Here is a 23,016-nt window from a genome sequence, read left to right on the forward strand (position 1 = left end):
CTCTAATTATTACTTCGTATCTAAACTGGCAGCCGCACCCAACAACGGAATATTGTCTTGAGTGATTAAAATTACCGGAATATCGTTAACAATGTGCTGCATTTTTCCTTTTGCAACAAAACGTTTTACAAACTCACTCGCCTGTAGCTTATCTTGAAAACGGGGCAAAATACCGCCGCCAATATACACACCACCGGTCGCGTTAAAGGTCAGGCTCAAATCACCTGCTACAGCGCCAATCCAATCGCAGAATTGGTTGAGTGTTTTTACACAAATGTCGTCATCATTTGCGAGCGCCAGTTGTGTAATTGTTGGCGCATCAAAGTTCTTTGCTGTTTGCCCATGGACTTTCGCCATCGCACGGTACAAGTTTTCAATGCCTTGACCGGAAAATACATGTTCAACTGAAACATGTTCAAATTCTTCGCTTAATGCAGTAATTAAGTTGCGTTCAAGTTCATTACATGCCGCTAAGCTGATATGGCCGGCTTCACAGCTCAATACCACATTCTGCTCTTCGCATTTCACAAGTGCAGCAGCGCCAAACCCTGTACCAGGACCAATCACTGCAATATTACCATCATTGTGACTATGCCCGTCTTTAATGACTAAGTTTGCAGAGTTATCAATGTAAGGAGATGCGTGTGCAAATGCAGCAAAGTCATTGATCACTTTAAAATTAGCAAAGCCGAATTGCTGTTTAATATCGCTTACATTAAATTGCCAACCTAAGTTAGTTAAAAAGACCGTGTCTTTTTTCCGTGGACCCGCAACGGCAAAACATGCATTGTTGGGCACGCTTTCTAGCGTATCAATGTAGGCTGCAACAACATCAGCAAAGCTATCAAAGTCTAAACTTGAAAACTTTTGAATGTTGTTAAATACAATTTCTTTTGTCGTTTTATCAAATGCTGTAACGAGTGCAAAGCGTGCATTTGTACCGCCAACATCCGCAACTAATATAGGCTCAAACATATTAATTCTCTCAATTGAATTAGCTAATTTTTAAGTGCAGCAATTGCAACTCGTAACTAGTTATATCTTGCCCTGCTACAGACAATCAACTAAATGGCAACAAACCCAATTGACTTCGGTTAAGTTGACTAATTATGACACCGGTGTCAGATTAAATTCAATATCTCATCACATAAAGTTAGTTTTTTTATTAAGTTTATGGCTAAAATACCGTCTAAATTAGCGTGTTTATCATAAAAAGGTGCACAGTTGAGTAAATCCAAAGCCACATCGTTCGATATTGCCCACTATGCAGGCGTATCACAATCTACGGTTTCGCGCGCATTGCGCAACAGCCCGTTAGTGAACGAGGAAACCAAAAAGAAAGTCTTTGAGATTGCCAAAAAACTTAATTACAAAGTCGATAAGAACGCCAGTAACCTGCGCACGCAACAAAGCAATACCATTGCACTGTTACTATTTGAAGATCCCACCAGCGATGAATCAATGATCAATCCGTTTTTTCTATCAATGTTGGGCTCAATCACACGTGCCTGTGCTAATCAAGGCTATGATTTGCTTGTGTCATTTCAGCAAATGGATCAAGATTGGCAAGCGCAATACGAAGACAGTCACCGCGCTGATGGCTTAATTTTGCTGGGCTACGGCGATTACATAGATTACCAAGCGCGACTTGCCACACTGTTACAAAACAACACTAAGTTTGTTTGTTGGGGCGCACGTGTTGATTCGCGTCCAGAGCTTTCTATTTCCTGTGATAACTATTTTGGCGGTGAGCAAGTTGCAGAGTTTTTAGTTGCTAAAAAGCGCACCCAATGTGCGTTTATCGGTGATGCATCAGAACACAGCCCTGAATTTTTCGCCCGTTTTAATGGCTTTAAGGACACGCTTAATAAACATGGGTTAGATGTTGATGCGCGCCAAATTATTAATGCCATTTCAACCGATGAGTCAGGCTATAACGCCACCAAGACTTTGCTTAGCTTAAAACGCCCTATTAATGCTATTTTTGCTGCTAGTGACTTAATTGCAATTGGCGCTATTCGCGCAATCAAAGAAGCGGGATTAAATGTACCTGAAGATATTAGCGTGATTGGTTTTGATGATATTCCTGTTGCGAGCTTTACTGAGCCCGCCCTCACCACAGTTAATCAAAGTACGTCTGTTGCGGGAGAAATGCTTGTGGCGAATTTGCTAGCCCAATTAAAAGACGAGCCACCAGCACAAACCCAGCTAAAGCCCACCTTGGTTGTGAGGCATTCAGCATAAAAAAGGCGCTTAACGCGCCTTTTAAAATGCTATTTCTTTACTTATTAAAGTGCCAACAGATGCCACAACATCATTGCCAGGACATTGACTCCTTGCAATTAATTTATTTATTGCACAGTTTCCTTTTCCATCTTCTAAGCAATACTCAAACCGAGTTCGGAGCTTTATAGGTTTATCCATCCCTGCTCCACTTAACGCTTGCCAATTCCATTTAGGAATAACGTTTTTTGCCTCTCTCGCAAAGCTTTTATGAGTAGAGTTTATTAACGTTATATCTTCAATTTTGTGTTCCGCTGTTACTACATATTCAATAGTTGCACACCCTTGCTTGCGTGAAACCACTTGATCTTCAGGATAACGTGGTGCAAATCTCTTTACTGAATTAAACTGCAATAATTCCGAAAAATCGTTTGATACGCTCAAATCAGCGTATTTACGACTTTCTTTATCAGCAGTTGAATTACACCCGAATAAAACAATTGCTGTCGCAATGTAAATCAATCTTTTTGCCATATACACTCCTTGTAAATTAATAATTACTAATTGGAACGTTATCACTTAAAAACATATTTTTCAAATCACTTACTGCAGGGCTTCCAGAAGTGCTAATCTTTGAAACTGAATTAAAAAAGGCGCGTTAAGCGCCTTTTTTAATTCAACTTTTCTTTGACTACTGGGTAGTAGTCCCAAACTTGTTTGTCTGACATTGAACGCAATAATTTAATATATTCGGCGTGTGTCCATGCAAGTGGTGTCGCTGAATTTGTGCCTTCGCCAAATGTGTAATTATGCGGGTTAACACCAACACCATCCCACACTTGCTCTGGTAACATTAAGCCTTCGTTGGCGAATTGTTCCATGCCTTTTACATAGGTTTGCGTCAATGCGGCTTGCTGTTTCGTATCGAACGAATCAGATTGCACGAGTTTTGCAATTTCATAGTGGCCTCGTTCACCGGTAAAGAACGGCCAAACACGTCCACGTTGCCCTGGGGTATTATTACCACCTTCGGCGTAGTTGGTGCCAGTAACTTCGTCTTCACCATAACCGTCATTACCGTAGCGACGCCAGCCTGGGAATTGCCCCTTTACCCCCTCAAAAGTAAAGTTATATTTTACTTTAAGGTTTTCAGGTAAATTTTGTGCATCATATTCATCAAGCGTATCAATAATATGCTTATCTTCAGCGCTTCTTACACCGTAACGCACAAGTTCCAAAAAGCCGCCATCCAAAATGCTTTGTTTGACTAAACCTTTGCGGCCATTGTTATCGCCTAGCACCGTCGCTGAGTTTGCATCGTCATCTTGGCTAATGCGTACATAGTGCTGGCCGTTTGATGCATCACTTGGTAACGTACTTTTAGTGGTATACATGCGCGATTCAACTTTGGCATTGTAATCTTTTGCTACATTTAAGTACTTAGTAGCCAAGGTATCATCGCCTGCCAGCTTTGCAATTTCACTTGCCGTAATAAGACCAGCAATTACAGCAGCTGTGGTTGATGGCGAATGTCCCGCTTGCTCTTCCCAACGTTCTTGCTGAGTAAATGGCGGCTTTATTTCGGTGTCATTCCATAAAATTTTAGCAAGACCACCTTCAACTAGAAAATCAGCCGCAGGTTTGAGCATTTTGTTAAACCAAAGGATCAGTTCTTCTTTGCTAAGCACATCGGCAAGATAAAGCTTCCAACCAAGCATAATTGGCATAGCTGTTTGGTCCAGCTGAACACCCACCCATTCTAGTTCACCGTCAACATGGGTCTTTTGTAAAAACCAGCCCGTATCACCTTGGTTACCCGGTGTTTTATCCGTCACTTGTACTTTTTCTAAATATTCAAACGCGGTTTTAGCGGTGGCTTTATCACCCATAGCTAAAAACGCCATTGCTACTTGGTAGAAATCACGTACCCAAACAGCTTTATATCCGGTATGCCCTTCAATTGCAGGTACGGTATCACCCCAAGGGTTTGACAGTGATGCAATCAATGCGCCCGCATGTGTTTTATCTTCCTGCGCTTTTAACACTAAGGCACTTGCATACGCTAAGCGGCCATTATCAGCTGATTGTGAGCTTAGCGCTTCAAGATCAAGCGATGCTAAATAACTCTGCCAATCAGCACCAAATTCAGTTAATAGTGCTTGGTAACCTTTCTGTTGGCTTGCGTTTGCTGCCGCAATACTCTCATCCAAGGTGTTACCAAATGACAGTGTTAAATCAAATTCTGCTTTGCTTGATGTGCTGCCAAGTAAGGCGTCAAGCGACACGTTACCAGGTTTATCACCGGTTGTTGCATAGCTTATGAACGTTTTGCCCGACTTCATTTGTGATATCAGATCAGATGTACCAACAAAACCTACACTCGCTTGTTCAAATGTTGTGTTACTTGAAAGTGTCAGATAATTATCGCCATCAACTGCTACTAATTTACCTTCTTTCACCATAGCTTTATCGCCAACACCGTTATTATTTACATACGGGTTAGCATGCACATAAAGTGATAATGGCTCGCCTTTAAGTGATTCTAAAACCACTTTTACAAATAACGTTTGATTGTTGCTATCAGTAAAAATGTGCTTTTCAATTTTAAAGCGGCCTTGTTTGTCAGTATTCGTCAGCTTGTAAGCAAGTGACAAGGGTCTGCCTAGCTCATCTTTTTGTAGGTAGTCAATTTGCCACTGGGTATCATCAAGTTCTGTAGCAATGAAATTATCGCCTTTCACTACAAATTGCATTTCTTTTAACTGTGCTTGATGAATTAAACCAAACATGGTTTCGGTAATAATCCCCTGCGCTAACGAGAACCACACTTTTGAAACGGCACCTGTTGCCGCCTTATCACTGTAACTGCCATCTAAATAGGCTTCGTAGCTGGTACCGATACCAGTTTTGCCTGAATAAGCCCAGAATGGTTTGCTACCTGGTGCGCCTGGGGCAGTTAAATTGTTTTGCGCTGTATTTTCTGAGTTAGTTTTTGCCACTTCAGCACCACAGCCAGAAATTGCAAGTGCTACTGCACTTGCAAGCAATGATTGTTTAACAAATTTAGTTTTAAACATGGTTAATTTTTCACTTGTTGTCATTTACTTGTTATAGGTCACACGCGTTACCGCAATGGCAGCAATCAAGTATGAAACGCCACCGAGAGAGAGTGCATAAATTGCTTCGCCATCGAAAACAAAGCGCACTAATGCGCCTAAAATGGTTGCAGCTAACATTTGCGGAATAACGATAAAAAAGTTGAAGATGCCCATATACACGCCCATTTTATTGCTCGGCAAGGCGTTACTGAGCATGGCATATGGCAGAGATAAAACAGATGCCCAAACAAAGCCAATGGCTACCATGGCATAAATAAGATGATCGCTATTCGAAATAAAGGCAAAACTCAACATGCCGCCAGCGCCAAGCAATAAATTGATCATATGACTTACTTTTAAGCCAAGCTTTTTCACCATTAGCGGTATAACAATTGCGGCAATTACTGAAAAGCCGTTATAGGCTGCGAATAATACCCCTACCCAATCAGCGCCATCGTTATATGCTTTTGTTGCAACATCGCTGCTGCCAAAATGGAAACTGGTTACAGCGGGAGTGGTGTAGATCCACATCGCAAAAAGGGCAAACCAACTAAAAAACTGTACAACGGCCAATTGTTTCATGGTGCTTGGCATGCTCATCATGTCAGACATCACCGTATAAAAACCGTTTTGCGTTTTACCACGAGTTTGCATACTGTTTGAAAGTAAAAAGAGCCCACCAAATACACTCAGCGCGCCGCCTAAGAATACGATATCTTTACCTAGCGATAACACATACACTGCCGCCAAAACTAACAAACCTAAGCCAAGTAATGCCACGCCAATGCGAGCAAACGGCAAGTGGCCTTGGTTTGAATATGCAAGTGTTACTTGTGGATCTTCATACTTCGCGAGCTCTTCAGGGCTATATTCTTTAGTAGTGACAATGGTCCAAAGTACCGCAATCAGTAATACCACAGCACCAAAATAGAATGAAAATGTTACGGATTCGGGGATAACACCAGCTTCTGCGGTATTACTAATACCAAACCAATTAGTCATCATCCAAGGCAGTGCCGATGCAACCACGGCGCCAACACCAATGAAAAAGCTCTGCATGGCATAACCCATACCGCGTTGCTTCTTCGGAAGGTTGTCACCTACAAGTGCACGAAACGGCTCCATCGTCACGTTGATAGCAGCATCCATAATCCACAACATACCCGCCGCAATCCACAAGGTGGGCGAATTTGGCATAATACACAGTGCTAATGTTGTTGCCAGTGCACCGTATAAAAAGAAAGGCCTGCGGCGACCTAATTTCCCCCAAGTGCGGTCACTAAAATAACCAACAATCGGCTGCACAATTAAACCTGTAAGCGGCGCGGCAATCCATAAAATAGGAATTTCATCGATATTTGCACCTAAGGTTTGGAAAATACGGCTCACATTGCCATTTTGCAGGGCAAAACCAAATTGAATGCCCATAAAACCAAAGCACATATTCCATATTTGCCAAAACGACAGCGTTGGTTTGTCTTGCACAGGTGTTGTCATAAATTACTCCACTACCACAACTACTGCGCCCTCGGGCACTAGTGTGAAGTTAGTTGTTTTATTATTAGTTTGAATTTTGTTATTGCCAGCAAAGCGCAACAGATTTGCTGGCTTCACATTATAGGGCAATGTAACTGACTGCGCTTTATCGCCAAAATTAGCAAGTATCAGCAAAGTGTCATGCTCGCTATTACGTATAAAGCCAATCACCGTATCTTTAGCCTCACCTAGGTCACTGGTGATATCAATCAGTGAACCTTGTTTAATGGCATCGAGCTTGGCCAAATTTAATAGTGTTTTGTAGAATTCGCGCAACGCTTTTTGTTGGTCTGATAACAAGCCACCATCAAATTTGCCATTATTCACCCATTTTTGATGTTGCGGCACGCCAACATAATCAAAAATACTGGTGCGTGTTGGGCTACCAAACCCAGCATTTTCTGCACCTGGCTCCCCTACTTCTTGACCAAAGTAAATTAAACTAGGTGATTGGCTGATAAGGTGCGAAACCACCATCGCCGGTTTGCCTTTATCCATATCGCCAACAAAATCAGGGCTCGCAATGCGCTGCTCATCATGGTTTTCTAAAAAGTTAAGCATATGTGGCGCGATGTCTTTTACGTCGTGGTGAACAGGCATTAAGGTCGTGGCCGATTGCTTTCCTTGCATGATCCACTTTAACGTATCGTAAAAACCGACTTTGTCGTAGAGGTAATCCATTTTACCTAAGTGGATATAATCACGATAAAGTATTGGATTGTATACTTCTGCAATTAACGTGGCGTGCGGGTTTTTGCGCTTGATATGCGCATTTAAATAACTCCAAAACTCTACGGGAACCATTTCAGCCATATCATAGCGAAAACCATCAACCCCTTTGTCTAACCAATAATACGCGATATCGCGCATTTTGTGCCAACTGCTTGGTAGCTCTTTATCTTGCCAAAACGCAACAACATCACGATAGCTCTTGGTTGCGTATTCACTTGGTAATGTCGCAAAATCATAACTGCCATCAGGTTTTACACCGTAGTTTACTTTTACGGTTTCATACCAGTCATTAAAATTTGGCTGCGCCTCGCGTGAGCCATTACCTGTCCATTTCGCCGGGTTTTCATCAAACTTTCCATCAACTAATGGATGCGCATCACCGCCTAAAGGTGAATAATCTTCAGGAAATTTAGGCAGTGAAAACGCTGCTCCAGGAATATAGTAAAAATCATTAAACTTGGAATAAGTAACGTTGGTATCGTCCTTTTCACCTAAGCCAATCACACCTTTAGGTTTTGCGATTGACTCATAGCGGCGCGCAACATGATTTGGCACGATATCAATAATTACTTTTAGACCCGCAGCATGGCTTCGTTTAATCAGTGCTTCAAATTCTTCGATACGCTTGGCCGGATTATTTGCAAGATCTGGGTTAACTGAATAATAATCTTTAATGGCATAAGGGGAGCCTGCGCGTCCTTTTATCACATCGGGGTCATCTAAACTGATACCAAACTGTGTGTAATCTTCAGCCATTGCATGATGAAGTACACCGGTATACCAAATATGGCTCACACCCATATCTTTTATTTCATTAAGTGCTTTCGGGGTAAAATCTGCAAATTTTCCAACGCCATTTTCAGCCTTGTTACCCCAGGGTTTATTGGTGGTATTAGTGTTGCCAAACAAACGGGTAAACACCTGATAAACAACCGGCTTTTGCACTTTGTTTTGTTCTTCTACAAGTTTAGATTGGGCACTGACACTATTTGACGCCACAATAAGCGCAAATAAGGCATACATCTTCTTTTTCATTTAATTACCAAATCGTTTTAAAAATTCATTATGGGTTGGCAGTTTGTCACTGGTGTGGGCAATCAAGGTTTTTAAGCTTTCAAGTAAATCTTTAATTTGTGCGTCATTTAAGTTATGCGCGAGTGGATGATATTGCGCTGGCGTAATACCTTGTCCTAGCATAACTTGCTGCCACGCCACCTCGCTAAACAACTCGTCATCTTGTCTGAAAAACAAGGCGCTTTCAGCAAAAAGCTGCATTTTGTGGCGTAAGCTGTTTGGCACGTCCATATCTTTACACTGACGCCAAAAAGCACTGTCTGTGCGCTCGGTTAATTTGTAATGCAAAATAATAAAGTCGCGAATGCGTTCAAATTCAACCTGACTTTGACGATTAAACTCTGTTACAACGCCATCATTAATACCCATTAACGGAAAATGCTTTACGAGGCGAGTTGCCGCAGTTTGAATTAGGTGAATACTGGTTGATTCAAGTGGCTCTAAAAAACCACTTGAAAGGCCTATCGCCACGACATTCTTATGCCATTGTTTTAAGCGACGGCCAGTGCGAAAGCGAATAAGCTTTGGCTCTGAAAGTGCCTTACCCGGTAAGTTACTTAGCAGTAATTGTTTTGCGTCATCATCCGAGAGATGGTTGCTGGCGTAAACCAAACCATTACCAATGCGATTGGTTAGCGGAATTTGCCATTGCCAACCGGCATCATGAGCAATTGAACGTGTGTAGGGTTTAATTTCATTCTCACCATGTTCACACGGTACAGCCAAAGCGCTATCACAGGGTAACCAATGGTGCCAATCTTCAAAGCCAACATTCATGGTTTTATCAAGTAATAAGCCATGCAAACCAGAACAATCGACAAACAAATCACCCGTAACAACCTCTTGGTTTTCAAGCATTAGTGATTTAACAAAGCCATTGTTATGGTGAGTTTCGACATGGGTTACTTTGCCCTCAATGCGCTTTACCCCGAGCTGCTTTGCGTGATTTCGTAAAAACTGTGCGTATAAACTCGCGTCAAAATGATAGGCGTAGCTGGTCCCCGGTAATTTGGTATTTGGTAAATATTGAAGTTTATCGAAGCGGTTGCGCTTTGCTGCTTGATAATTAATCGAGTAATCCCAAAAACTACTCGTATCGCCCTGCTCTTTGGCTTTAAGCCAATAATTCAAAAAATTGCAAAATGGAAAGTCCTTACCAAAACTGCCAAACGCATGCATATAATGCTCGCCTTGTTGCCCCCAGTTTTCAAACTGAATGCCAAGCTTAATAGTTGCGTTAGTTGCTTTGATAAAGGCTTTTTCATCAATGCCAATGGCGGCATTAAAAGGAATGATGGGAGGAATGGTTGCCTCGCCAACGCCAATTGTGGCGATGTCTTTTGACTCAACTAGCGTAATAGAAATCTGCTTGCCAAGTACTTTTGCAAGTAAGCTTGCAGTAAGCCAGCCAGCAGTACCTCCGCCGACGATGACAACATTGTTGATTTGATTTGTCATGGTAACCTCAGATAAAAACAAAGCCCTTTTCAGGGCTTTGTTGCAACATTCAGGTTAGAACTGGTAGTTCACACCTAGCAAGAAAGTGCGACCATAATCTTGGTAATCACGTACTTGCAATGCGTTATCACCTGATAACGAGATAAACGGTTCTTCAGTAATGTTTTGCACTTGGAAAGTTACCGTCATGCCCTCTAGGCTCTTTAAGCCACTTTCAGAGAAGTCATAACCAATTTGTGCATCCCAAATCGTTTCGCCTTGAATATCAACTTGCTGTGAGTCAAAACCGCGGCCATAAACGTCACCTTTAAAGTCATCACGTTTACGCATGCTAGCACGCGCTTGGAAGCCGTAGTTTTCATAATAGAAAGTTAGGTTTTGAATGCTCTTAGATAAACCTGGAATTTCGTAATCATTGCCATCTTGGTCAACCATGTCTGAGCTATTAACAGTATGACTTGCAATTAAACCAAAACCATCCAGTGCATCAGCAAAGTAGTTAAACGGTAATGTGACTGAGAACTCAGCACCTTTAACCGTGCCGTCGCCACCGTTTACTTTACCATTACCTGTACCATCTGGGTTCGCAGGTACTAGACCTGTTGATGGATCTGCAACACCTGTCATATCGATTGAATAGCTACCATCAAAGATCCAGTCTTTTAAATCTTTGTGATAAAGCGCGATAGCAAAATAACCTTCTGGGCTAAAGTAGTTTTCATAGCTTAGGTCAAAGTTAATTGCTTGATACGGTTCAAGTGACGGGTTACCGCCATTCACTACCCAGTTGCTACCATTTTCATCTGGCTGCTGATTGTAAGTAGCATTAACCGAGGCATTCATTTCATCCATACGTGCACGTGAAATCGTCTTTGCAGCACCAAAACGTACCGACTGATCATCATCAATCGACAATGATAGGTTTAAGCTTGGTAATAGATGTGCGTAATCGTGTTCAATATGCGTTGGCGATGTAATAACTTTGCCGTCTTGTGTATTGAAAGCATTACCTTGCGATTCTTGCTCAGTTTTAACATAGCGAAGACCTGCATTACCAGTTAACGGCATGCCTGCAACTTCAGTATCAATATTTGCTTTAACAAACGCACTGGTTAATTGCTCTTTAACCGTCCACGATTTAGTTGCGTGGCTTGGATCGGTTAAGCTTTCTGCCAGTAAATCGTAGTAACCATCTTCAACCATTGCGCGTGAGTTAAACGCAATCATGTCGCCCATGCCGATAAAATCAAGGTTTGCAGTACCTAAACGGTACTCTTCTGGCACCATCATCATACCTGGGTTATCTAACGAGAAGCTTGATACTGTTAAGAAGTAACCTTCAGAGCGCTTGGTTTTCTCACGTTCACTGTAAGACAAACCAAATTCAACAGACGTTACATAATCGTTTTCAATTACTTTGGTAGCAGCAAGGCGAAGTGCATTTAGCTCGTCGTCAACTTCAGGGGTATTTAAAAAGCCGTCTTGCAATTGGTTTTCATATTCAGTACCAACAACGCCGTATTTTTCATTAAGTGCAGAACTCCAACCCCAAGAAAGTGGGCCGCCAAGTTGAATTAAATTATAATCACTATAATCCAGCTCATGGCTAAAGGTTGCGCCTGTATTTCCAGAATTGAATGCGTAACCTAGGTTATCTGCAACACCACGTGCATCGCCACGACCTGTTCCGGCATAACTTTCCATACTCCAGATTTCACGCTCAACACTTGAGTGACTTGCATCGAACTCAAGTGACCAAGAATCACTTAAGTCATATTCTAAATTAAAACCAAATGATGTAAGTTCAGCGCTGCGATCTTCGTAGTCGTTACGTACTACAACACGCTGCCCTTCAGTAATCGCTGATGTAACAAAGCCTGTTGCTGGGTCTACCACTGCGTTATCCGCACTGATTGAACCCTGACCCCAAGCAAATGGCACTTCGATGCCACGGAGAATTTTTTCATCTACGAAATCTACATATAAGCTATCAAATACCATACGTAGATTTTCGCTTGGTGCATATTCAATCACCGCCATAACTGAATCACGTTCTAAGGTAGATGAACGTACAAACGGCTTTGCACCACCTAAAATTGAATAGGTATTGCCATCATCACCCGTGAATTCAGGGTAGCCCCAAGAGTTCCAACGCTTTTCTTGGTTTGGTGATGACATTGTATTAAATGCAACTGCCACACCTAGGGTGTTATCGGCAAATTGGTCGATGTAAGACAGTGTACCGCGAAAGCCATTATCGTCAGCATCTGGATTTAATTTTTCAAAGCCCGTTTGCTCATACATGGCGTTAACTTTGATAACGCGCTCATCCATTGATAGCGGTTTAATTGTTTGCAAATCAATAACGCCAGCAAGGCCCGATGCTTCTAAATCGGCACTCGGCGTTTTATAAACTGTTACCGCGCTCATGATTTCTGATGGGTATAAATCTAATTCTGCACCGCGGTTATCGGTTATCGATACTTGTTCACGACCATTAAATGTAGTGCCAACATGGTCTTCACCAAAACCACGAATAGTAACGCGACTTGCGCGACCGTCTAAGCGCTGAGCGGCTAGACCAGGTAAGCGTGCAATTGATTCTGCAATTGAAGAGTCTGGTAATTTACCGATGTCTTCTGCTGATACTGATTCAACCACTTCTGGTGAAAAGCGCTTGGTGTTAATGGCTTTAACTAAACTTGCGCGAAAGCCTGTAACCTCAATAACCTCAACTTCTTTTTCTTGTTCTTTATCGTTGTTTTGGTTCTCTGCAGCATATAAGTTTGCAGAGCCTACACCTGCTGCGACCATTGCCAGCGTCAGCATACTTGGTTTGAAAATAGACATAAATTTTGTTCCCGATTGACTATTGCTAGTGCAAATCATGGTGCGAAATAACATCACTAAACGAATATAGCTTACTGACAGTATTTGTAGCAGTTGCACCAAATGAGTTCGCGTTTGTTGCCGACAGTGATAGTAACGCTATAAATTTAGCAACCACAACAAACTGCATACGTATTCAAATTTATGCAACGGCGCTTTTGGTTACAAATATTTTACATTTATTTTTTGTTATACATTGATTAATAAGTATTTTTTAAAAGTAGCATAAAACAAAACGTTAACTTAAAGAAAATGACATAAAATCATCACAAATACGGGCCAATTCAGTGCAAATTCAGCACAAACTGAATATAACCTGCACTTAAAAGGTGCAACACAAAACTAATGATAAATTGGTATTACCAATTTGAACCTTTATTTTAGTACATTTTAATAATAAATATTAAAATTGGTTATTTAGTGTGACCAATAAACATCGTTCCAAAGACTTCTCTTCTTACAACTATTTTCACTGCATACGTATGTAGGCTTTTTACTCGCAGCCGCTATATGACGTAAGCTGACCGTTATTCGCAGTAAACAGATACTGTGAAATGGCAACGCAAACGTAAAAAAGCATTTAGCATCAGATAGTAATGAGAAAACGATGTCGAAACTAACAGCGCAACTAAATTGGTGGAAAGGCGCGGTAATTTACCAAATCTACCCACGCAGCTTTCAAGACACTACAAATAATGGTGTTGGCGATTTACAGGGAATAATAAAGCGACTTGATTATATTAAAGCGCTTGGTGTTGACGCTGTATGGATTTCGCCGTTTTTTAAGTCGCCAATGAAAGATTTTGGTTACGACATAAGCGACTATCGCGATATCGATCCATTATTTGGCTCACTTGCTGATTTTGACGAACTAATCGCGCAAGCTCATCAGCGCGATATTAAAATTGTGATTGACCAAGTATTGAGTCATACCTCAGATCAACACCCTTGGTTTATTGAGAGTCGTGAAAACAAAACTAACGATAAAGCCGATTGGTATGTGTGGGCTGATGCCAATGAAGATGGTTCACCGCCAAATAACTGGTTATCAATTTTCGGCGGTTGTGCATGGCAATGGGAGCCGCGTCGCTGCCAATACTATTTGCATAACTTTTTAACCCAGCAGCCCGATTTAAACTTCCACAATGAAGATGTGCGCAATGCTGTATTAGATAACGTTGAGTTTTGGTTAGCTCGCGGTGTAGATGGCTTCCGCTTAGATGCTATTAACTTTTGTTATCACGACGCACAACTACGTGATAACCCTGCAAAGCCAAAGCATTTAAGGCAAGGTCGTGGGTTTAGTGAAGATAATCCATACGCATTTCAGTATCACTATTACAACAACACCCAGCCCGAAAACCTGGCATTTATGCAGGCTATTCGCACGCTAATGAACAAATACCCAGGCGCTGTGACCCTTGGTGAAATTTCATCTGAAGATTCACTAGCCACCATGAATGAGTACACAGCAGGTGGCGACAAACTGCACATGGGTTACAGTTTTGAGCTACTAACAAAAGACTACAGCCCAAGTTACATTCGAAACACAGTTGAAACCCTTGAATCGCAAATGACTGAAGGCTGGCCATGTTGGGCATTTAGCAATCACGATGTAGAACGCGTTGCATCGCGTTGGAGCAAGAACGGTATTGTTAATCATGAGCAAGTAAAAATGCTACATGCGTTACTTGCAAGTTTGCGTGGCAGTGTGTGTTTGTACCAAGGTGAAGAATTAGGTTTAGGTGAAGCTGAAATCACCTTTGAGCAATTACAAGACCCTTACGGCATTACCTTCTGGCCAAACTTTAAAGGTCGCGATGGCTGTCGTACGCCATTACCTTGGCAGCGTGCAAATGAATTCGGTGGTTTCTCAACTGTTGAACCTTGGTTACCTGTGGTTGACGCGCATAAAGATGTCGCGATTGACGCACAGCAAGCTGACGATACTTCAGCACTAGTGCATTGCCAACAATTTTTAGCTTGGCGCAAGCAACATGATGCGCTTCTTTTTGGTGACATTAAATTTACCCAAAGCGATGAACATATTTTAGGCTTTGAGCGCAGCTATAACGGCAAAACATTAGTCTGTTATTTCAACCTAGGCGAACAAAGCCAAACGGTTGACGTACAAGGTAAAGTAATTAAATCACACCAGTATGAGAGCGTAACATTAAGTGGCTTTGGCTATGTGATATTTGCAAAAGAGGATGTGTAAAAGTTACTAACACAGGGTAAATGGAATTACCATTTTAACTAATCGAAAGAATTACGTATTGTTCTTCCCATGTGAACGTAAGGCTAGCCCAGCTGGGTTAGCCTTTTTTTTGAATTATGGATTAAGTACAAACTCATTTTTACGAATAAACAGTACATCACCACTTTGGTATTGCCCATTTAGAACATCAACAACATGTTTGCTAAACTCGCTACATGTCATAATATTGTTGTTAGGAATATTAAACTTATCCCTAAACTTAGTTTCAATTGCACCGGGCGCCATGCAGATAACCTCAAAGCCATCATTTGCCATGCTTTTGCTTAACGTAATCACACCTGCTTTTGAGCTGCAATACGATGACCAATCTTTATAAGCGTTAAACCCAGCAGTTGATGAAATATTAATTATCAGTGTGTTGTGATTATTTTTCAGCGCGTATTTACTTACCAAATAGGTACCAATTAAATTCACTGAAATATCTTGGATCCACTCAGCTGAATCGGATTCAAGTAATCGATTTGGGTGAATGCAGCCAGCATTATTAATGACAACGTCGAACACTTTGTCTTCAAAATAAGACGCCACTTCGCTATCTTGCGTTACATCCAATTGTTGGCGTGACACTAAGGTAATATCAAAGGCATCGCTAAATTCGTTAGCAAAGCTTTGTGCCCAATCACCGCCACCGCCAGTAATTAAAATTGATTTTTTAGACGATATCTGGGTTTTCATGTTTATCCGACTTATCTATTAAGTTTCTGTATTGGTCGTAAATACGCTCTTTTAAGTTTGAGCTACTTACACCAGCACCATATGGGAAATAAAATACTTTTACACCAAGATCGCGAAGGTAATCATATTTACCGCGCCAATCATCGCCTACCACAAAAATATCGATATTGAGATCTTTTATGCGCTGTGTATGCTCTAACGAGCGCTGTGGAATAACCACATCAGGGTGTTTTAGCGCTTCAACAATCGCAATACGTTCTTCAAAAGGTACCGCAGGTGGGTTTTTATAGCTACACACAAGCTCGTCGGTACTTACCCCAACAATTAAGGTTTCGCCAAGCCCTCTGCCATATTCAATCATTTTCAAATGATTGCGGTGAAACAGATCAAAGGTGCCAGATACGTAAACAATTTTACTCATAATATATTCTTTTAACTCGTGTTAATGTGAGATTAAATAATCACAAATACGCTCTGCCGATTTACCATCGAGCTTGCCCACGTATTCATCACATATTTGCTTTCTTATTGACTGTTTGATTTGCGGGTTTTTAACCGCATTTGCAACTACTTCGCTAAGTGCCTGATAACTCGCCGCCCTATCACAGAGTTCGTGAAACACTGTAATACTTTCATCTATGCGCTTTTTAAAACGGAACGAAAATATACCGCGATAACCCCAACGTAATTTGTAGAAGTCACACCAGATAACGGGTTTATCTAACGCTGCAAATTCAAAGATAGCAGACGATGCATCCGACAGCATGACATCTGAAATAGCCATAAACTCCAACAGATTATACTCATCAACGCCAGCTAAATAGACATTTTCACTGGCCGCCCACGATTCTAATATGGCTTTTTGTTTAGTGTAACGCGGCTTAGTTAGCGAGAAAAAGTGCGGCTTTAAAATAATGTTGTAGTCTGCAAAATCGTTGGCAAAATTTGCAGAAAATAGTTCTATTGAACTTGGATAAAATGTTGGCGCGTAGAGAATGGTCGGCTTATTTTCATCTAAACCAAGCGCGCTTAATGAGAGCTTAAGTGATGTGCGATTAATCGCAGGATCGAGCTTAGCATAACCGCTGTCTACAAAATTGCCGTTTGGAAACATGGCTTGAAGATTAGCTCGGCGCTTTTCACCTTCAACAAAGCGCACTGTGGTTGGGTTTTTCGATACATCGTAATAACAGCTTTTAGGGCCAACGCCGTGTTGCATCAATACCGTTTTGCTTGCGCTATGGAGTTGCTCTAAATCTGATACGGCGTTACCAAACACAATCCAATCGGCTTTTTGTGCGAGATAATGTGCTAACGCGTCTTGCCAATTGCCTACAATTTTGTAAGTTAACTGGGTGCCGTTTAAAGCGTTTTCAACTATGCGGTTTAAGTCATTATCATCTGTTTTGTAAGCGACTAACTCAATATCTGTTTTATGCTGTTTTAATGCATCAATTACCGGTAAATACTGCGGTAAATAATACAGATGTTGAATATCAAAAATAACCTTCATTGAACTGCCTAAACGATTTATGTGACATTTTTATGATCTCACAAAAACTTAACATCAGGCAAAGTTTTTTAATTGAATTTCCAGTATTTGAGCTTTTTTCTTAGCTTAAAATTGCGAATAAAGTTAAGTGGCTTAGTTTTTTCAACAGTAAGTTCACCAAGTAATACTTTCTCAACCGCATCCAGTACTCGGCCACTCGATTGCCCATCGCGATACGGATGCAATTGCTTTATATACTCGCCAATCTGCTGAGTAAGGTCGTGTGTAGATTGCAATGCATATGACAGCTTTTCTTCAAGTAAATTAGGCTCAGTGAAATTAACCATATACGGTTTAGGATCAATATTGTTAAACGTTACGACCGGTTTATTTTGCACTAAAAACATTTGAATCACTGACGATGTATCGCACAACATCACATCTGCCTGTTTTAGCAGCGGTAATACGTTATCGGTTTCAACAAACTGTAAATGTTCGCTTTCAAGGGATTTATACTGCTCTACAATATGTTTTGGCATTTTAGGATGAAATTGCACTAGCCATTGCCACTTTCCCGTTGTGCTGAGTTTTTTAACTTGCTCGAACAAATGCGGTGCACACGTTAAATTGCGAGAAAACGTCGAGCACATTAACACCGTTTTCTTACTCTTATTAGCTGTCGGGTCGGTTAGCGTGTCAGTAAATAATGGATCAAGCGTAGACCAGCCTGTTTCGACCACATTAAAATAACCATGTTGCTTGGCTAGTTGCTTGAACGGTTCGGTAGTATCTGGTCCTTGGGTGCAATATAAATCAAAGCATTGACGAATATTGAAATGGTCATTATTGCCGCGTCTATTTAACTTACCCGCGTTAAAACCATGGAACACCGCCACTTTAACGCCTGGGAAAAAGCGCGGTACCGTATTACCAGGAACAAATACCGCATCTGGATTAAATGCTTTTACCGCATCAACTGATTTAAGTACCTGCTCATCTTCTTTTAAATAGTTCGCATTAACTTCATTACCCCACAAAAACCAAGCAACCTCGCCACCGCGGCGCCAAATTTCTTGTTGTAACGGGCGTAAAATCGCATAACTGTAATTTTGAGAGATAAAGAAAAGGTACTTACGCATAAATAATCCGTTGTGTTAAAGGCGCAAACAGCGCCCCGTTTATTTTTATAGTAGAGCGAACTTAACCACAAAGAGAATAGACAACACCCAAACACTAATGCTCACTTCTTCAGCACGATTGCACATTACTTTTACTGCTGTGTAAGCAATAAAACCTAGTGCAATACCGTGCGCTATCGAAAACGTAAGCGGTGTCATTAATAATACAACTGCCACAGGCACGGCTTCTGTCATGTCATCCCAATCAACCAGTTTTAAGTTTTGTAACATTAATACCGCAACATATAAAATTGCGCCAGCTGTGGCGTAAGCCGGCACCATCGCCGCAAGCGGTGCAAAGAACAGCATTAATAAAAAGCAGATACCAACAACAACGGCGGTTAAACCTGTTTTGCCGCCAACCGATACCCCAGCAACAGACTCAATATAAGAAGTCGTTGTTGATGTACCTAACGTTGCACCCGCGATCGTTGCGCAACTATCTGCACTAAGAGCGCGGCCCATACGTGGAATATTGCCTTTTTCATCAGCAATACCGGCTTTTTGTGACACCGCAACAAGTGTGCCTGAGGTATCAAATAAGTCGACAAAAAGGAAAGCAAAAATCACACTAAGCATTGAAAGCTCTAGTGCGCTGGCAAAGTCCAGTTCCATCCAAGTCGGTGCAAGTGATGGTGGCATTGAAACAATGCCGTTGTATTCAACTAAACCAAGCGCTAACGCGATAGCGGTAACACCTAAAATACTAAACAGCACGCCACTTTTAATATCTCGGTATAAAAGCGCGGCGATAAAAAAGAAACTAATAATTGCAAGTAACGGGCCTGCTTGGGTTATATCGCCAAGTTGTACCAAGGTTGCAGGGCTTGCCACAATAATACCCGAGTTTTTAAGAGCGATTAACGCTAAGAATGCACCAATACCGGTGGCAATTGCGCGCTTTAAAACAAGAGGAATGGCATTAATAATCCACTCTCGCACTTTAAATAAACTTAAAAGTAAAAAGATAATGCCTGAGAAAAACACCGCGGCAAGTGCGCTTTGCCAGCTGTAGCCCATACCTAGCACTACGCCATATGTGAAAAATGCGTTAAGCCCCATTCCCGGTGCTAGTGCGATTGGGTAATTGGCCCAAAAACCCATAATAAAACAACCAATTGCTGCGGCTAAACAGGTGGCTACAAATGCTGCGCCTTGGTCTATGCCTGCTTCGGTTAACATTGCAGGGTTTACAAATACTATGTACACCATAGTGACAAATGTGGTGATGCCAGCGATCACTTCACGTTTAACCGTACTGCCCTGTTGGTTAATTTTAAAAAGTTGCTCAAACATGATTTCGTTACTGTGTCTTAAGGGGGCGATGATCATACCAGTGACACAGCAAAAATTAAATTTTTAAGTCATTTCGAAATGAAATTAAGTGAAAAAAACAAAAGCTTCTAAACTTAGGGTAAATCATCACGCTTAGATTAAGATAAACGTTCACCAGCAAAAGCAATTTTTAACGTGTTACACCACGCATGCTTTTTTAAAACACGTTTTAATCGGAACGTTTCTAACAATCACCGTAAAAAAGTTATTAGCCTTGTCTTAGGTTGATTAGCAATAAGGAAGCATATGCCCGACGAAAATAAATCCATTGAAGTAGATTCATTAACAATAGAGGAAGTAGAACACCTTATTCTTTCTACATTACTTGCGATCAAAAAAGAACTGACACAAAAAGCCCACACTATTGTAGAGCAAGATGCCGAACGTTTGTTTGCAACCTCAGTCACCATGTCAAAAGCCAAAAATGATGTTGGTGCTGCCAAATATATGCGTTTCGCTGCCCTGCAAGGTCATGTAAAAGCGCAGTTTTATTTAGGCATGATGTTCGCAAAAGGTGCCGGATTACCGCAAAGCGTGTATCACGCATATACCTGGTTATACCTAGCTGAAAGCCAAGGCTCGATAGAAGCGGTAGAGGCAATTGGTAAGCTACAGCCGTTACTCCAAGCAAAACAAATCACCGATGCAAAAAAGCAAGCTGCTGATTTATATGAGAATATTAATGACGCAATAATCCAATCTGAAAAAATTGTGTAAAAAATAGCAAAAAGTGCTTGAAACAAAACACTGTATAAACTACTGTATAGATAATTTCACTGTATATTTAAACAGGTATCGTTATGTTACAAGCTCAACACCTTTCATCACAGCACGCTGTACAGGTTTCAACACAAGATACAGACAAGCTGAAAGTTATTAATGTGCAAGATGACATTCAAGAAACATTGGCACTTATTGAAATACTGCAAAAGCATACCTGCGAAAATAAATGGACACTGCTGCTTGCACCCGATGCAGTGCCAAGTAAAACCCTGTTAGAAAGTTTATCTATCGACCACAGCAAACTGCTTATTATTCGCCAGCGTCATCTTATTAATATTGAATACGTGGTTAATTCGGCGTTAAAAAATGGCAATTTTGGTGCAGTTGTATCGTGGACAAATATGCTTGATGAAGTAACACTTAGTTCACTCTATGCAAACCAAACAGAGTTTAATGGCTATTTTTACCACTTTGCAGCTAGCAAAGGTGTGACGGCAAACCCTACTCTCTGCTAAAATGCTGGTTTTGAAAAACGAAATCTATTTATGTGTTACTGTGGAACAGCACAAGCATTTGAGCAATGTTGTGCACCCATCATCAATGGTGAAAAAAAAGCAGATAATGCAGAGCAGCTAATGCGCTCTCGCTATTCTGCATACTGTGTAAATAACAGTGAATATATTCATAACACCTATGCACTGGCTAAACGTGCCGAAAACAGTGTTAGAGAAATAAAGTTATTTGCTGAACTTGCTGATTTTATAAAACTTACGGTGAATAGTTTTAATGAGCAAGGCGATTCAGCCCAAGTGCATTTTAAAGCAGAGTATATTTGCGACGGCTACTACTGCCAGCTTGAAGAGGTATCAAACTTTATTATTGAAGAAGATCAATGGCGCTATTTAGATGGCACCCTTACCCCTCATAACGAAACTAAGCTAGGCAGAAACGATACTTGTCCGTGTGGTAGTGGTAAAAAATTTAAAAAGTGTCATGGTAGCTAAGTAAATTTGAATCACTTTTTAAATATATAGTCTTAGCCTAAGCAACATTTTCTTAGCCTATCATCAAAATTAAGCCGTTGACTTAAAGTTTAATAGGGTGGCCCAATTAGATAGAGCACCCTATTTCTCAATACCCATCTACCAATACCAAAATCCCCATTCTTTTAGATATATTCAGATAATGTATTGGATGATAATAATTGAATTTCGCAATAAATTTTTTATGCAATTTTTCCGCTTAACTTTTCCTTTTGGCTAAATTACGAACAAAAAGCAAAGTATTTAGTCCAAAAATTAAGCCACTACCCGACCAACGACCACTCACATAACGCATTTTGAAAAAAGACATAAACCCGTCAAATATATATTTAATGGCAAACACGCTAATAACTAGCGCTAGTTACACAAAGATTAACGTTACGAAGTAATGATTCAGTAAGTATTTAACAAAAGAGCCGTGTGAGCCGCTACGGCCAGCTTAACTAAGCGACAGAAGCGAAGTTGTACTCTTGGCTCTTTTCAATACTTTGATAGAAATTGTTGATATCCATTTCGTTATTGTTAAGCCCCACTTGTTTAGCACAGTGTAATTTCTTTTGCACCGCAGGCGGACAATTATCAACAACTAGGGGAGGAATGTAGTTTTTATCATTCTTACAAGTGAAAGGTTCGGGCTTTAAACATTCATTAAATTGAATCGCGATTAATCCTTGGTTTTCTAACAATGTACGATTGTGTTCGCCAAGCAAGCCGTTAAACGGTTCACTTGCTAATGGCTTTTTCGGGCCTGCTGCGACCTTCGCGTATGAAAGAACCGGATCCGCAGTCGGTGACTTTTCGCTTTTTATTAGCTGAAATTGCGAAAACTCCGTTGCGTCATTGCTTAATAAAGAAAGTAAAAGTGCAAAATCAGAATGGCGCTGCTCTTTAACACTGTGAGAAAGTTGCTCTCCAAGTTGCGCTTCATGTGTGATGATTTGTTCGATTTGCATCTTTAATAGTCAATCTGATTAATAACAAAGCTGTTATCGACAAAATTAAAAAAAACTTTAGCTTTAACCTTTACTTAATTTTTTAGTTTGTTAATATTCGCCTCGTTCTCGTGGAGGGGTTCCCGAGCGGCCAAAGGGATCAGACTGTAAATCTGACGGCATTGCCTTCGATGGTTCGAATCCGTCCCCCTCCACCACTTCTCTTTTATTCCAAATTCCAAATTCCAAATTCCAAATTCCAAATTCCAAATTCCAAATTCCAAATTCCAAATTCCAAATTCCAAATTCCAAATTCCAAATTCCAAATTCCAAATTCCAAATTCCAAATT

At 40.9% G+C, this 23,016-nt stretch carries 18 protein-coding genes and 1 tRNA gene; 6 read left to right on the forward strand and 13 right to left on the reverse strand.

The annotated features are described in order from the left end of the window. Positions 1 to 9: 9 nt before the first annotated feature. Positions 10 to 975 (reverse strand): glucokinase, encoded by a 966-nt coding sequence (gene glk, locus ACHSBP_RS04570; protein ID WP_395388224.1) that lies wholly within the window; start codon positions 973 to 975, stop codon positions 10 to 12. Between the two features lie 249 nt (positions 976 to 1,224). Here glk and ACHSBP_RS04575 point away from each other — a divergent pair, with 249 nt between their 5' ends. Continuing rightward, complete coding sequence (locus tag ACHSBP_RS04575; protein WP_105171502.1) at positions 1,225 to 2,244, forward strand: LacI family DNA-binding transcriptional regulator; 1,020 nt, start codon at positions 1,225 to 1,227, stop codon at positions 2,242 to 2,244. A gap of 21 nt (positions 2,245 to 2,265) precedes the next feature. On the opposite strand, the gene ACHSBP_RS04580 is transcribed toward ACHSBP_RS04575, so the two are convergent. The 6 genes from ACHSBP_RS04580 to ACHSBP_RS04605 all read right to left on the reverse strand — a co-directional run bounded on the left by ACHSBP_RS04580 (position 2,266) and on the right by ACHSBP_RS04605 (position 12,971). Beyond that, positions 2,266 to 2,757, reverse strand: a complete 492-nt coding sequence (locus tag ACHSBP_RS04580; protein WP_395388225.1) for an energy transducer TonB — start codon at positions 2,755 to 2,757, stop codon at positions 2,266 to 2,268. A 137-nt stretch (positions 2,758 to 2,894) separates the two neighbouring features. Beyond that, positions 2,895 to 5,300 carry a glycoside hydrolase family 15 protein gene (locus ACHSBP_RS04585; RefSeq protein ID WP_395388226.1) on the reverse strand — a complete coding sequence of 802 codons (2,406 nt, stop codon included), beginning with the start codon at positions 5,298 to 5,300 and terminating at the stop codon, positions 2,895 to 2,897. A 24-nt stretch (positions 5,301 to 5,324) separates the two neighbouring features. Next, the gene (locus ACHSBP_RS04590) at positions 5,325 to 6,818 is read right to left on the reverse strand and encodes an MFS transporter (RefSeq protein WP_138628708.1); all 1,494 of its coding nucleotides are present in this window, start codon (positions 6,816 to 6,818) and stop codon (positions 5,325 to 5,327) included. A 3-nt stretch (positions 6,819 to 6,821) separates the two neighbouring features. Continuing rightward, the gene (locus tag ACHSBP_RS04595; protein ID WP_395388227.1) at positions 6,822 to 8,624 is read right to left on the reverse strand and encodes an alpha-amylase family protein; all 1,803 of its coding nucleotides are present in this window, start codon (positions 8,622 to 8,624) and stop codon (positions 6,822 to 6,824) included. After that, positions 8,625 to 10,121: a tryptophan halogenase family protein gene (locus ACHSBP_RS04600; RefSeq protein WP_395388228.1), complete on the reverse strand. Its 1,497-nt coding sequence runs from the start codon at positions 10,119 to 10,121 to the stop codon at positions 8,625 to 8,627. Positions 10,122 to 10,175: 54 nt separating this feature from the next. Next, positions 10,176 to 12,971 carry a TonB-dependent receptor gene (locus ACHSBP_RS04605; protein ID WP_395388229.1) on the reverse strand — a complete coding sequence of 932 codons (2,796 nt, stop codon included), beginning with the start codon at positions 12,969 to 12,971 and terminating at the stop codon, positions 10,176 to 10,178. A gap of 646 nt (positions 12,972 to 13,617) precedes the next feature. Between ACHSBP_RS04605 and ACHSBP_RS04610 the strand changes: the two genes are divergently transcribed. Continuing rightward, positions 13,618 to 15,228, forward strand: coding sequence for an alpha-glucosidase (locus ACHSBP_RS04610; protein WP_395388230.1), 1,611 nt, complete (start codon positions 13,618 to 13,620; stop codon positions 15,226 to 15,228). Positions 15,229 to 15,342: 114 nt separating this feature from the next. On the opposite strand, the gene ACHSBP_RS04615 is transcribed toward ACHSBP_RS04610, so the two are convergent. The 5 genes from ACHSBP_RS04615 to ACHSBP_RS04635 all read right to left on the reverse strand — a co-directional run bounded on the left by ACHSBP_RS04615 (position 15,343) and on the right by ACHSBP_RS04635 (position 19,929). Next, positions 15,343 to 15,963: an SDR family oxidoreductase gene (locus ACHSBP_RS04615; protein ID WP_395388231.1), complete on the reverse strand. Its 621-nt coding sequence runs from the start codon at positions 15,961 to 15,963 to the stop codon at positions 15,343 to 15,345. Beyond that, entirely contained in the window at positions 15,941 to 16,384 is a 444-nt protein-coding gene (locus ACHSBP_RS04620) for an adenylyltransferase/cytidyltransferase family protein (RefSeq protein ID WP_054980145.1), read from the reverse strand. Before ACHSBP_RS04620 ends, ACHSBP_RS04615 begins: the two co-directional genes overlap by 23 nt. A gap of 21 nt (positions 16,385 to 16,405) precedes the next feature. Next, positions 16,406 to 17,476: a CDP-glycerol glycerophosphotransferase family protein gene (locus ACHSBP_RS04625; protein ID WP_395388232.1), complete on the reverse strand. Its 1,071-nt coding sequence runs from the start codon at positions 17,474 to 17,476 to the stop codon at positions 16,406 to 16,408. 68 nt (positions 17,477 to 17,544) lie between these two features. Further along, the gene (locus tag ACHSBP_RS04630) at positions 17,545 to 18,594 is read right to left on the reverse strand and encodes a CDP-glycerol glycerophosphotransferase family protein (RefSeq protein WP_395388233.1); all 1,050 of its coding nucleotides are present in this window, start codon (positions 18,592 to 18,594) and stop codon (positions 17,545 to 17,547) included. A 45-nt stretch (positions 18,595 to 18,639) separates the two neighbouring features. Then, on the reverse strand, positions 18,640 to 19,929 hold the full coding sequence (locus ACHSBP_RS04635; protein WP_198521122.1) for an NCS2 family permease: 1,290 nt from the start codon (positions 19,927 to 19,929) through the stop codon (positions 18,640 to 18,642). Positions 19,930 to 20,214: 285 nt separating this feature from the next. Between ACHSBP_RS04635 and ACHSBP_RS04640 the strand changes: the two genes are divergently transcribed. The 3 genes from ACHSBP_RS04640 (at position 20,215) to ACHSBP_RS04650 (ending at position 21,695) form a co-directional block, all read left to right on the forward strand. Then, positions 20,215 to 20,685 (forward strand): tetratricopeptide repeat protein, encoded by a 471-nt coding sequence (locus ACHSBP_RS04640; protein ID WP_054980148.1) that lies wholly within the window; start codon positions 20,215 to 20,217, stop codon positions 20,683 to 20,685. A gap of 83 nt (positions 20,686 to 20,768) precedes the next feature. Then, a complete protein-coding gene (locus ACHSBP_RS04645) occupies positions 20,769 to 21,206 on the forward strand; it encodes a SulA-like leucine-rich domain-containing protein (RefSeq protein ID WP_010560277.1) in 438 nt (145 codons plus the stop codon). 30 nt (positions 21,207 to 21,236) lie between these two features. After that, the gene (locus ACHSBP_RS04650) at positions 21,237 to 21,695 is read left to right on the forward strand and encodes a YchJ family protein (protein WP_395388234.1); all 459 of its coding nucleotides are present in this window, start codon (positions 21,237 to 21,239) and stop codon (positions 21,693 to 21,695) included. A 482-nt stretch (positions 21,696 to 22,177) separates the two neighbouring features. Here ACHSBP_RS04650 and ACHSBP_RS04655 read toward each other — a convergent pair whose 3' ends face one another. Beyond that, positions 22,178 to 22,687, reverse strand: coding sequence for a VC2046/SO_2500 family protein (locus ACHSBP_RS04655; protein ID WP_395388235.1), 510 nt, complete (start codon positions 22,685 to 22,687; stop codon positions 22,178 to 22,180). 112 nt (positions 22,688 to 22,799) lie between these two features. Between ACHSBP_RS04655 and ACHSBP_RS04660 the strand changes: the two genes are divergently transcribed. Continuing rightward, positions 22,800 to 22,884, forward strand: a tRNA-Tyr gene (locus ACHSBP_RS04660). The last annotated feature ends 132 nt before the right edge of the window (positions 22,885 to 23,016 follow it).

The sequence above is a fragment of the Pseudoalteromonas sp. XMcav1-K genome, from assembly GCF_044005875.1.
In the GTDB taxonomy this organism is placed as follows: Bacteria; Pseudomonadota; Gammaproteobacteria; order Enterobacterales; family Alteromonadaceae; genus Pseudoalteromonas; species Pseudoalteromonas spongiae.

Coding starts and splice junctions, on each gene's coding strand:
- glk (WP_395388224.1), bottom strand. CDS start 975: ATGTTTGAGCCTATATTAGTTGCGGATGTTGGCGGTACAAATGCACGC.
- ACHSBP_RS04580 (WP_395388225.1), bottom strand. CDS start 2,757: ATGGCAAAAAGATTGATTTACATTGCGACAGCAATTGTTTTATTCGGG.
- ACHSBP_RS04585 (WP_395388226.1), bottom strand. CDS start 5,300: ATGTTTAAAACTAAATTTGTTAAACAATCATTGCTTGCAAGTGCAGTA.
- ACHSBP_RS04590 (WP_138628708.1), bottom strand. CDS start 6,818: ATGACAACACCTGTGCAAGACAAACCAACGCTGTCGTTTTGGCAAATA.
- ACHSBP_RS04595 (WP_395388227.1), bottom strand. CDS start 8,624: ATGAAAAAGAAGATGTATGCCTTATTTGCGCTTATTGTGGCGTCAAAT.
- ACHSBP_RS04600 (WP_395388228.1), bottom strand. CDS start 10,121: ATGACAAATCAAATCAACAATGTTGTCATCGTCGGCGGAGGTACTGCT.
- ACHSBP_RS04605 (WP_395388229.1), bottom strand. CDS start 12,971: ATGTCTATTTTCAAACCAAGTATGCTGACGCTGGCAATGGTCGCAGCA.
- ACHSBP_RS04610 (WP_395388230.1), top strand. CDS start 13,618: ATGTCGAAACTAACAGCGCAACTAAATTGGTGGAAAGGCGCGGTAATT.
- ACHSBP_RS04615 (WP_395388231.1), bottom strand. CDS start 15,963: ATGAAAACCCAGATATCGTCTAAAAAATCAATTTTAATTACTGGCGGT.
- ACHSBP_RS04620 (WP_054980145.1), bottom strand. CDS start 16,384: ATGAGTAAAATTGTTTACGTATCTGGCACCTTTGATCTGTTTCACCGC.
- ACHSBP_RS04625 (WP_395388232.1), bottom strand. CDS start 17,476: ATGAAGGTTATTTTTGATATTCAACATCTGTATTATTTACCGCAGTAT.
- ACHSBP_RS04630 (WP_395388233.1), bottom strand. CDS start 18,594: ATGCGTAAGTACCTTTTCTTTATCTCTCAAAATTACAGTTATGCGATT.
- ACHSBP_RS04635 (WP_198521122.1), bottom strand. CDS start 19,929: ATGTTTGAGCAACTTTTTAAAATTAACCAACAGGGCAGTACGGTTAAA.
- ACHSBP_RS04640 (WP_054980148.1), top strand. CDS start 20,215: ATGCCCGACGAAAATAAATCCATTGAAGTAGATTCATTAACAATAGAG.
- ACHSBP_RS04645 (WP_010560277.1), top strand. CDS start 20,769: ATGTTACAAGCTCAACACCTTTCATCACAGCACGCTGTACAGGTTTCA.
- ACHSBP_RS04650 (WP_395388234.1), top strand. CDS start 21,237: ATGTGTTACTGTGGAACAGCACAAGCATTTGAGCAATGTTGTGCACCC.
- ACHSBP_RS04655 (WP_395388235.1), bottom strand. CDS start 22,687: ATGCAAATCGAACAAATCATCACACATGAAGCGCAACTTGGAGAGCAA.